This is a genomic window from Pseudomonas sp. P5_A2_2, from assembly GCF_054177685.1.
In genome coordinates this window covers 1-4,865 of record NZ_JBGCUL010000320.1, presented here as the reverse complement: position 1 = coordinate 4,865, position 4,865 = coordinate 1, and the positions used below count along the sequence as shown (strand labels likewise).

Here is a 4,865-nt window from a genome sequence, read left to right as displayed (position 1 = left end):
GTGTGACAGTCAATGAAGTTTTTACTGATCCACCGCTATCGCGAGCAAGCTCGCTCCCACAGGGGGGCTCGGTGAACATGGGATTTGTGTCCACAGGGAAAAAAATGCCGCTCAAGTGAGCGGCATTCTTGTGTTCGCGACTGTTACTCCGAAGCCACGGCATTCTTCGCCAGGATCGCGTTCRCCAGTTCCATGTCCGTGGCTTGCAGGCCCGGGTTATCGGCGCGGACCTTCTGCATGGCCGCTTCCAGGTACGGGCCGCGGATGCCGCCGTCACTGGCGACGAAGCTGCTGGCGTCGTCCTGGGCCGCGACGACCAGCTTGTTATCCTTGGATGTCAGATAGCTCGAACCGGTGGTTGCACCGGACGTAAGAACGTTACGCCAAAAAGTATCGGCCATCGCCGAACCGACAGGCAGGGACAACAGCGCGACGGTAGCGACAGCAAGTTTGAAACGCATGACAGGGTGACTCCACTGGGTTGACTACGCCGTTGGATTGCCAACCCCCAATCGAGTTCCGTGGTCGCCTATTCCGCCGCTTCGACCAGCAGGATCGCGCCTTGCTGGCCGACCACCCGCACGCGGCTGCCAATGGCAGTGTCCGGCCCGCGGGCCATCCACACGCCGTCGGCCACCTTGATTTTGCCGCGGCCATTGATAATCGCTTCATGCACCACGAAGGTTTTGCCAATCAGTTCCTGGCCGCGCAGATTCAGGTGCGGCTGATCGCTCGGGCGCGCCGCCGTGCGCTGACGCCGCCACCAGTAAAACGCGGTAGCGATCGACAGCAGGCCGAACAATAGAAACTGCCATTCCCAGGACAGGCCCGGCAGGAAGAAGGTCAAGACGCCCACGGTCGCTGCCGCCATGCCGATCCACAACAGGTAGCCGCCGGCGCCGAACACTTCGAGAATCAACAGTACTGTGCCCAGCGCCAACCAGTCCCAGAACGAAAGATGCTGCAAAAATGCCCACATGGCACGCCTCAGGCTTTCTTGTTATCGAAAGTGGCCTTGACGATTTCGCCAATGCCGCCCACCGCACCGATCATCGAACTGGCCTCCAGCGGCATCAGGATCACTTTGCTGTTGTTGGCCGAAGCCAGCTTGCCCAGCGCATCGATGTACTTCTGCGCCACGAAATAGTTGACCGCCTGCACGTTGCCGCTGGCGATGGCTTCGGACACCACTTTGGTCGCCTGGGCTTCTGCCGCGGCTTGTCGCTCGCGAGCTTCGGCCTCAAGGAAGGCGGCCTGGCGACTGCCTTCGGCTTCGAGGATCTGCGCCTGCTTCTTGCCTTCTGCGGTCAGGATCGCTGCGGCACGCAGGCCTTCGGCCTCGAGGATCTGTGCACGTTTGATCCGCTCGGCTTTCATCTGCCCCGACATCGCCGCCATCAGATCGGCGGGCGGGCTGATGTCCTTGATCTCGATCCGGGTGATCTTGATGCCCCACGGCGCGGTCGCTTCATCGACGGTGCGCAGCAGTTTTTCGTTGATCCCGTCACGCTGGCTGAGCATGGCGTCGAGCTCCATCGAGCCGAGTACCGTACGGATGTTGGTTTGCAGCAGGTTGCGGATGGCATGTTCGAGGTTGTTCACTTCGTAGGCAGCCTGGGCTGTGTTGACCACCTGGAAAAAACACACGGCGTCGATCTGCACCGTGGCGTTGTCGGCGGTGATGACTTCCTGCGGCGGAATGTCCAGCACGCTTTCCATCACATTCATCTTGCGACCGATACGGTCCATGACTGGGACGATGACGTTCAGCCCTGGCTTGAGCGTGTTGGTGTAGCGCCCGAAACGTTCGACGGTCCATTCAAAGCCCTGGGGCACCACCTTGAAACCCATGAACAGAATGGCGACCACCAGGCCGACAAAAAGCAAAAGCACACTACCGATCTGCATAACGATTCCTTGTTGATGTGTGGATCTGTGGAGTTGCAATCGCTGGAGTGTAGCTGTGCCGATGACGGATAAGTACAGCCGGGCTCAGCTATGCTCGCTCTGGGGTGTCACGCGCAGAACCTCCTCGATGGTCGTCAGCCCGGCGCCGACCTTTTGCGCTCCTGACAGCCGCAGGCTGCGCATGCCTTCCTTGAATGCCTGACGCCGAACGGCCAGCAGATCGGTATCGGGACTGATCAGCGCTTTGAGGCTGTCGCTGAGCTGCATGATTTCGTAGACCCCGGCGCGACCGTGATAACCGGTGTCGCGGCATTCCACGCAACCGATGGCACGCTGGGCATTGGCCGGCAACGGTGCTTGCCAGGGACGGGTCAGGGTTTGCCAGTCGTCTTCGCCCAGCGTCAGCGGCGCCTTGCAGTGCGGGCACAGGGTCCGCACCAGGCGCTGGGCCATGACGCCGAGCACCGTGGCCTTGATCAGGTAGTGCGGCACGCCGAGTTCCAGCAGACGGCTGATGGCGCTGGGCGCATCGTTGGTGTGCAGGGTCGACAGCACCAGGTGCCCGGTGAGTGCAGCCTGTATCGCCATCTCCGCGGTTTCGAGGTCGCGGATCTCGCCGATCATGATGATGTCCGGGTCTTGCCGCATCAGCGCACGCACGCCGGCGGCGAAGGTCAGGTCGATGTTGTGCTGGACCTGCATCTGGTTGAACGCCGGCTCGACCATTTCGATCGGGTCTTCGATGGTGCAGAGGTTGACCTCCGGTGTCGCCAGTTTTTTCAGGGTGGTGTAGAGGGTAGTGGTCTTGCCCGAACCCGTCGGCCCGGTGACGAGGATGATGCCGTGGGGCTGGCGGGTCATGTCCTGCCAGCGGCGCAGGTCGTCGACGGAGAAACCAAGCTGGTCGAAGTCCTTTAGCAGGACTTCCGGGTCGAAGATCCGCATGACCATTTTTTCGCCGAAGGCCGTGGGCAGTGTCGACAAACGCAATTCGACTTCGCCGCCGTCCGGGGTCTTGGTTTTCACCCGGCCGTCCTGGGGTTTGCGTTTCTCCGCGACGTTCATGCGACCCAGGGTTTTCAGGCGACTGACGATGGCCATGGTGACCTGAGGCGGGAATTGGTAGACGTTGTGCAGCACGCCGTCGATGCGAAAGCGCACCGTGCCTTGCTCGCGCCGGGGCTCGATGTGGATGTCGCTGGCGCGCTGCTGGAACGCGTACTGGAACAGCCAGTCGACGATATTGACGATGTGTGCGTCGTTGGCGTCCGGCTCCTGGTCGCTGGCGCCGAGGTTGAGCAGCTGTTCGAAATTGCCCAGGTTGCTGACCTGGGGATCGGCGCTGTTCGCCCCGGTGACCGATTTGGCCAGGCGGAAGAATTCGACGCTCAAGCGCTGGATGTCCACCGGGTTGGCCACCACGCGCTTGATCGGCAACTTGAGCACGTGGGTCAAGTCAGCCTCCCAGCCACTGACATAAGGCTGGGCGCTGGCCACGGTGACCGCGTCGCGGTCGATCGCTACAGCGAGAATCTTGTGGCGCTGGGCGAAGGCATAGGACATCAGCGGGGTCACGGCCGCGACGTTGATTTTCAACGGATCGATGCGCAGGTAAGGTTGGCCGGCCTGCCGAGACAGCCACAGGGTCAGGCTTTCGAGGTCCAGCGGTTTGCCGGGACAGCTGAGATCGTCCAGCTGTTGACTGGCGATGAACTCCAACGGATGCACCTGGCCATGGGTGGCGTTGCGGCGGCGGGCATTGAGTGCGTGTTCGGCCGAATCCTGGCTGATGAAGCCCTGGGCGACCAGTTCGCGCAGCACATCATTGAGATCCAGCCAGCGGTCCTGAAGGGCAATATGTACGGACATGCGGGCTCCTTTTGAACGACAGTCGGCAAAGGATAGCCGTGGCCCGGCTGACCGCTGGGCCACTACCCGACGAAGCCGTTTCGGAGTTTTTCAACCCGCCGCTTGAACCGCTTCGGCCCAGGCAGAATCAGCTTCTTGCAGCTCCACCGAGCAGACGCTGATCAGGTTACGAAGTTTTTCCGCAATCACTTGCGCGCGGTGCCAGCTCAAACCGTCGATAACGATCTCGATGGCCAGCCAGTCGTCCTGGCGCTGCACGTTGACCTGTTCCGGCGTGAGCAATTGCAAAGCGAACAGATTGAGGGCACGACACAGCAGGTCCGGTTCTGCCTCGGCCAGCATTTGATAGCGAACCCGGCAATGGGCGTTGCCGACGTTCCAGACATCGGCACGGGCAGGTGGGGTGTTCACGGCTTCGAGATACGGCATGGTCTGGCTCCAAAATCATTGGAGAAATGTTTACATCCTGTGCCGGGTATTTCTTCTCTATGATTGGCCGTATTGCAAAAATGAAGAATCAATCAATTCACTTGTTACTCGGTTAAGGGTTTTTTTATGCAAAGCGAATTGGACAGCTACGACCGCAAGATCCTCGCCTTGCTGCAAGAGGATGCTTCGCTTTCCAGCGCACAGATCGCCGAGCAGGTGGGGCTCTCGCAATCGCCGTGCTGGCGGCGGATTCAGCGGATGAAAGAGGAGGGCATCATTCGCGGCCAGGTGACCTTGCTCGACCGCAAGAAAATCGGCCTGAACACGCAGATCTTCGCGGAGGTGAAACTCAATGCCCAYGGGCGTTCGAACTTCACCGAATTCACCGAGGCGATTCGCGGCTTTCCGGAGGTGCTGGAGTGTTATGTGCTGATGGGGGCGGTGGATTTCTTGCTGCGGATTGTCACGGCGGACATTGAGGCCTACGAGCGCTTTTTCTTCGAGAAGCTGTCGATGGTGCCGGGGATTCAGGAGGTCAATTCGATCGTGGCGTTGTCGGAGATCAAGTCGACGACCAGTTTGCCGGTCTGAAATCTTGTGGTGACTTTACTGGCCTCATCGTCGGAACGCCGCCCGGAGCAAGCTCGCTCCCACAAGGA

At 60.4% G+C, this 4,865-nt stretch carries 6 protein-coding genes; 1 reads left to right on the top strand and 5 read right to left on the bottom strand.

Annotated features, from left to right (window positions below; genetic code table 11):
• Nucleotides 1-143: 143 nt before the first annotated feature.
• From ACXRVY_RS17335 to ACXRVY_RS17315, 5 genes are all read right to left on the bottom strand, one after another.
• Entirely contained in the window at nt 144-461 is a 318-nt protein-coding gene (locus ACXRVY_RS17335) for a DUF2388 domain-containing protein (RefSeq protein ID WP_458237846.1), read from the bottom strand.
• A gap of 68 nt (nt 462-529) precedes the next feature.
• Nucleotides 530-979, bottom strand: a complete 450-nt coding sequence (locus tag ACXRVY_RS17330) for an NfeD family protein (RefSeq protein WP_223456539.1) — start codon at nt 977-979, stop codon at nt 530-532.
• An 8-nt stretch (nt 980-987) separates the two neighbouring features.
• Complete coding sequence (locus tag ACXRVY_RS17325; RefSeq protein WP_223456540.1) at nt 988-1,908, bottom strand: SPFH domain-containing protein; 921 nt, start codon at nt 1,906-1,908, stop codon at nt 988-990.
• An 84-nt stretch (nt 1,909-1,992) separates the two neighbouring features.
• A complete protein-coding gene (locus tag ACXRVY_RS17320; RefSeq protein WP_223456542.1) occupies nt 1,993-3,777 on the bottom strand; it encodes a GspE/PulE family protein in 1,785 nt (594 codons plus the stop codon).
• A 90-nt stretch (nt 3,778-3,867) separates the two neighbouring features.
• Complete coding sequence (locus ACXRVY_RS17315; RefSeq protein ID WP_223456544.1) at nt 3,868-4,206, bottom strand: hypothetical protein; 339 nt, start codon at nt 4,204-4,206, stop codon at nt 3,868-3,870.
• A 126-nt stretch (nt 4,207-4,332) separates the two neighbouring features.
• Between ACXRVY_RS17315 and ACXRVY_RS17310 the strand changes: the two genes are divergently transcribed.
• On the top strand, nt 4,333-4,797 hold the full coding sequence (locus ACXRVY_RS17310) for an Lrp/AsnC family transcriptional regulator (protein ID WP_008015415.1): 465 nt from the start codon (nt 4,333-4,335) through the stop codon (nt 4,795-4,797).
• The last annotated feature ends 68 nt before the right edge of the window (nt 4,798-4,865 follow it).